We start from the raw sequence: 5648 nt of genomic DNA, 5'->3' as shown, positions 1-5648 counted from the left end.
GATATTACCAATAACCAGGTACAGATTATTACCAACTCGCCCAGCAACGGGGCAGAGGATATAGAAAGGTTTGTAACCTACCCGGTTGAGCAAACCATGGCCACCATACCGGGGATAGAAGAAATCCGTTCTTTTAGTCGCTTCGGACTCTCGGTGGTTACCGTTGTTTTTAAAGAAAACGTAGAAATTTACTGGGCCCGCCAACAGGTAAGCGAGCGCCTTGCAGAAGTAGAAAGGAATATCCCAAAAGGGATTGGAACGCCCGAGGTGGCGCCTTTAACCACCGGTTTGGGCGAGATTTACCAATATGTAATCCACCCTAAAAAAGGATACGAAAAAAAATACGATGCTACCGAGTTGCGTACTATTCAGGATTGGATTGTACGCCGGCAGCTTTTAGGGGTAGAAGGTATAGCCGATGTAAGCAGTTTTGGGGGCTACCTTAAACAGTACGAAATTGCACTTAATCCGGATAAACTCCGGAGTATGGATATTTCCATCAGCGATATATTTACAGCCCTCGAAAAAAATAACCAGAATACGGGCGGTGCATATATTGATAAGAAACCCAATGCTTATTTTATCAGGAGCGAGGGTTTGATCAACAGTATCGAAGATATCGAAAACATTGTGGTGCGCACCAATGCCAACAGCACTCCGGTACTGATCCGCAATGTGGCCGAAGTAAGGATTGGTGCAGCTACCCGCTATGGTGCTATGACGCGCAACGATCAGGGCGAAGTGGTTGGTGCCGTGGTAATGATGCTTAAAGGGGCCAATTCATCAAAAGTAATTGCCAATGTAAAAGCCCGGATGGAGCAGATTGCTAAAAACCTGCCCGAAGGTGTGGCTATTGAGCCTTTTATCGACCGTACAAAATTGGTAAACAATGCGATTGGCACTGTAGCCAAAAACCTTGCAGAAGGGGCATTGATTGTGATTTTTGTACTGGTATTGCTGTTGGGTAATTTCCGCGCCGGATTGATTGTGGCTTCGGTAATTCCATTAGCGATGCTGTTTGCCGTATGTTTAATGAATCTTTTTGGCGTAAGCGGAAACCTGATGAGCCTTGGCGCGATAGATTTCGGACTGATTGTAGATGGTGCCGTAATTATTGTAGAAGCATCGCTCCATCACCTGGGTCTACGTAAAAACCGGAACCGTTTAAGCCAGCAGGAAATGGATGAGGAGATTTTCGAATCGGCCTCAAAAATCCGTAACAGTGCTGCTTTTGGCGAAATTATTATCCTTATTGTTTACCTGCCCATCCTTGCATTGGTAGGAATTGAAGGTAAAATGTTCAGGCCAATGGCGCAAACGGTAGCTTTTGCCATCCTTGGGGCCTTTATTCTGTCGTTAACGTATGTGCCGATGATGAGTGCGCTGTTCCTCAATAAAACCATCAGTACCAAAAAGAACATTTCCGACAGGATAATGGCTTTTTTCCAGCGGGTTTACACCCCGATGCTCAATTTTGCCATCAGGGCGAGGGTATTGATAGTAGGTATTGCACTGGCCCTGTTTGCCATCTGTTTAATCATTTTCAATTATCTCGGGGCAGAATTTATCCCCACTTTAGAAGAGGGAGATTTCGCAGTAGAAACACGGGTATTAACCGGAAGCAGTTTATCGCAAACCATCGAAGCCTCTACCCGTGCCGCAAAAGTATTAAAAGCCAATTTTCCGGAAGTAAAGGAAGTGATCGGGAAGATCGGTTCGAGTGAAATCCCAACCGACCCAATGCCGGTTGAAGCCTGCGACCTGATGATTATCCTGAAAGATAAAAGCGACTGGACAAGTGCGCACAGCAGGGATGAACTTGCGGATAAAATGCAGAAAAAGCTGGAGCAATATATCCCAGGCGTAACATTTGGATTCCAGCAGCCTATACAGATGCGTTTTAACGAACTGATGACGGGTGCCCGCCAGGATGTGGTGATTAAAGTTTACGGTGAGGATTTTGCCAAACTGAGCACTTATGCTTCGAAAATAGGCGCAATTGCCGGTAAGATTGAAGGCGCGCAGGATGTGTATGTAGAACAGGCCTCGGGCTTGCCACAGGTGGTGATCAAGTTTCACCGCGATAAAATTGCCCAGTTCGGCCTTAATATAGAAGATGTAAATACCGCCATCCGTTCGGGTTTTGCAGGTGAGGTTGCCGGTTTGGTATTTGAGGGCGAAAAACGTTTTGATATGGTGGTGCGCCTCGAGAAAGAGAACAGGCAATCGCTGGAAGATGTGAAAAACCTTTTCGTTACCGCACCAAATGGCAACCAGATCCCGATAGAGCAACTGGCCGATATCGAATATAAAGAAGGGCCCAACCAGATCCAGCGCGATGATGCCAAACGTAGGATTACCATTGGTTTTAATGTAAGGGGCAGGGATGTAGAGAGCATTGTAAAGGAAATACAGCAGAAAATAGATAGCGATATAAAATTTGCGCCCGGTTATTATCCAACCTTTGGGGGTACTTTCGAAAACCTGCAGGCGGCGAATAAAAGGCTGGCTATTGCTGTTCCTTTGGCTTTACTGCTGATTTTATTATTGCTCTACCTTACATTTTCGTCCATTAAACATGCGCTGTTAATTTTTACTGCTATTCCATTATCGGCTATTGGTGGGGTACTGGCGCTGTGGGCAAGGGGAATGCCTTTCAGTATTTCTGCGGGTATCGGTTTTATTGCCCTGTTCGGCGTGGCCGTACTTAACGGGATAGTGCTGATCAGTGAATTTAACAGGTTAAAAAAAGAAGGAATTACAGATATGCTCGAAATTATAAAAACAGGTACATCAATCAGGCTTCGCCCGGTAATTATGACGGCTTTGGTTGCTTCACTGGGTTTTTTACCAATGGCCATTTCGGGCGGAAGCGGTGCCGAGGTACAGCGTCCACTGGCAACGGTGGTAATCGGTGGTTTGCTTTCTGCCACTTTACTTACCCTTTTGGTATTGCCGATCCTTTACATCTGGGTAGAAAAAATGGGGAATAAAAAGATTAAAATTGCTCCTGTAGCAGGTTTGTTGATTTTAATCGGTTCTCTTTTTGCAATTCCATCTGCACAGGCACAAACAACGGGTTTAAGTTTAAATCAGGCCATATCATCGGCCTTGCAGCATAATAAAGCTGTAAGCAGTGCCAGTTTAGGAGTTAATTTGCAGGAACAGTTAAAGAAAACGGCTTTCGAAATGCCCAAAATCGATGTTTCGATGATGTACGGACAATACAACAGCCTGGTTAAAAACGACAAAAACTTTAGCCTTACGCAAACTATCCCTTTCCCAACGCTTTTCTCGGCAAATGCGGCTTTGGGCGATGAAAAAATCAAGGCAAGCCAGTTTCAGGTAGCCGCTACCAAAAACGAGTTGATTTATCAGGTAAAAACGGTTTATACTAACCTCCAGTACCTGTACTCGAAAGAGAAACTGCTTTTACAGCAAGACAGTATTTATAAAGGTTTTGTAAAATCAGCATCGCTGAAATATAAAACCGGTGAAGGCAATTTATTGGAAAAGGTAGCTGCCGAAACCCAGTTAAAAGAAGTGCAAAGTCAGCTGGAGCAGAATAGGGCCGATATCGAAATTTATAACAGTCAGTTATTTACCTTATTAGGGGTTAATACTGCTGAGATTACCGAAAAGTACCTTAAAGAAAAAAATATCATTCCCTTATCTGACAGTACAACGGTAAAGGAAAATCCACAATTGGCTTATTTCAGGCAGCAGATTGTTATTGCCGATAAACAACGCAAAGTAGAATTGGCAAAAGCGCTTCCCGATATTACTTTGGGCTATTTTAACCAATCGCTTACCGGTTTTCAGAATGTAAACGGCAGCGAGGTGTATTTTGGTCAGGATAAACGTTTCCAGGGCTTTCAGGTAGGTGTGGCTTTCCCGTTGTTTTATAAATCGTATTCGGCAAAGGCTAAAGCTGCGGCCATCAGTAAGGATATTGCCACCAGCGACCTCGATCTGCAGGAGCGCAGGTTAAGCGGACAATATCAGCAGGTACTGCGCGAATACCTTAAAAACAAAGATCGCTATGGGTATTTTCAAAGCTCTGCGCTGCCCAACGCAGCGTTGATTTTAAAGAACAGCCGTATTGCCTACCAGAATGGGGAGATCGGTTATTCCGAATACCTGCTTAACCTGAAACAGGCAAATACCATTTACGAAAGCAACCTGATGGCTTTATTACAGCTAAATCAAAGTATTAACCACATCGAATTCCTCACCGGTAATTCCAATCCATTATAAAAAGAAGAAACAATGAAATCCATATATCAATATTTAAGTCTGTTAACTTTGGTGCTGTATCTCAGTGCCTGTGGAAGTCCGAAGGCTGAAAAAGCACCTGAAAAAGAAGCCGCTCACACAGAAAGCGACATCGTTACTTTAACGCCCGAACAACATCAACTGGCCGGAATTACCCTTGGTGAGATCGAATTAAAAGAATTAAGTGGTACTACAAAGGTTAACGGTATGCTCGATTTACCACCACAGAGTTTGGTTTCTATCTCTACGCCTTTAGAAGGGATTGTGAAAAGTACCTCTATGTTGCAGGGGAAAAGGGTTAAAAAAGGCGAATTGGTTGCTGTAATGCAAAACCCGGAGTTTATCCAGATGCAACAGGATTACCTGGATTATAAAAGTCAGTTACAGTTTTTAAAACAGGAATTGGATAGGCAGGAAGAGCTGGACAAAGAAAATGTAAACTCCAAAAAAGCGCTTCAAAAGGCCAGGAGCGAGTACCAAAGTGTAAGTGCCAGGTTAATGGGGCAGCGTTCTAAACTCTCGTTAATCAATATCGATTTCGCTGCTCTGGAAAAAGGAAAGATTTTAAAAACTTTTAACCTTTATGCGCCAATGGCCGGTTATGTTACCCAGGTAAATACCAATATCGGGGCTTTTGCAAGTACTACAGATGAGCTTTTCAAGATCGCCGATACCGAACATTTACATGCCGAACTTACTGTTTTTGAAAAGGATGTGCCGAAACTTAAAATCGGCCAGAAAGTGCGCTTTACTTTAGCCAACGAAGAAAAAGAACGCATGGCAACGGTACATTTAATCGGTCGCGAAATTAGCAAAGAACGTACCGTACAGGTGCATTGCCACCTTGATAAAGAAGATACACAGTTACTACCGGGCATGTACCTTAAAGCTTATGTAGAAAGCGGCGCCAATAAGGTAGAGGCCCTGCCCGATGTCGCCATTGTGGAGTTTGAAGGCAAGAAATATGTGTTTATCGAGCAATCTGCCTCAAAAATGGCTTATCGCTACCGCATGATGGAAGTGAAAACCGATGTTACCGAAAATGGTTATACACAGGTATCATTTGCAGAAACGATTACTAAACCCAAAGTGGTGGTAAAAGGCGCTTATGATCTTTTAAGTAAAGTGAAGAATGAGGAGGAGGAAGAACATTAGTTTATTGGTTGGTTAATCGGTTAATTGTTTAAATCGGTTAACTGACTATGGACTGGCGACTAAGGACTTTGGACTACTTTCTTTTGTTCATTAGTTCATTGGTGACTGCAAATTGATAACTGTAAACTGACTATGGTTAATTGTTTACCCTTCGACTCCGCTCAGGGGGTAACTGTGCAAACTCAATTCCAACACGATACGTCATCCTGAACTTGTTT

General features: G+C 43.5%; 2 protein-coding genes. Both read left to right on the top strand.

Annotated elements, in window-relative coordinates; translation table 11 throughout:
- Positions 1 to 4257 (top strand): CusA/CzcA family heavy metal efflux RND transporter (locus tag B2V92_RS00745; RefSeq protein ID WP_293303900.1); only part of this gene is annotated, 4257 nt, incomplete at its 5' end.
- Positions 4258 to 4269: 12 nt separating this feature from the next.
- A complete protein-coding gene (locus B2V92_RS00740; RefSeq protein WP_293303898.1) occupies positions 4270 to 5430 on the top strand; it encodes an efflux RND transporter periplasmic adaptor subunit in 1161 nt (386 codons plus the stop codon).
- Positions 5431 to 5648: the final 218 nt, after the last annotated feature.

Source organism: Pedobacter sp. UBA5917 (assembly GCF_002432345.1).
Taxonomy (GTDB): Bacteria; Bacteroidota; Bacteroidia; order Sphingobacteriales; family Sphingobacteriaceae; genus Pedobacter.
Note: the sequence above shows the minus strand (reverse complement) of the source record. Positions and strands in the feature narration are given on the sequence as shown.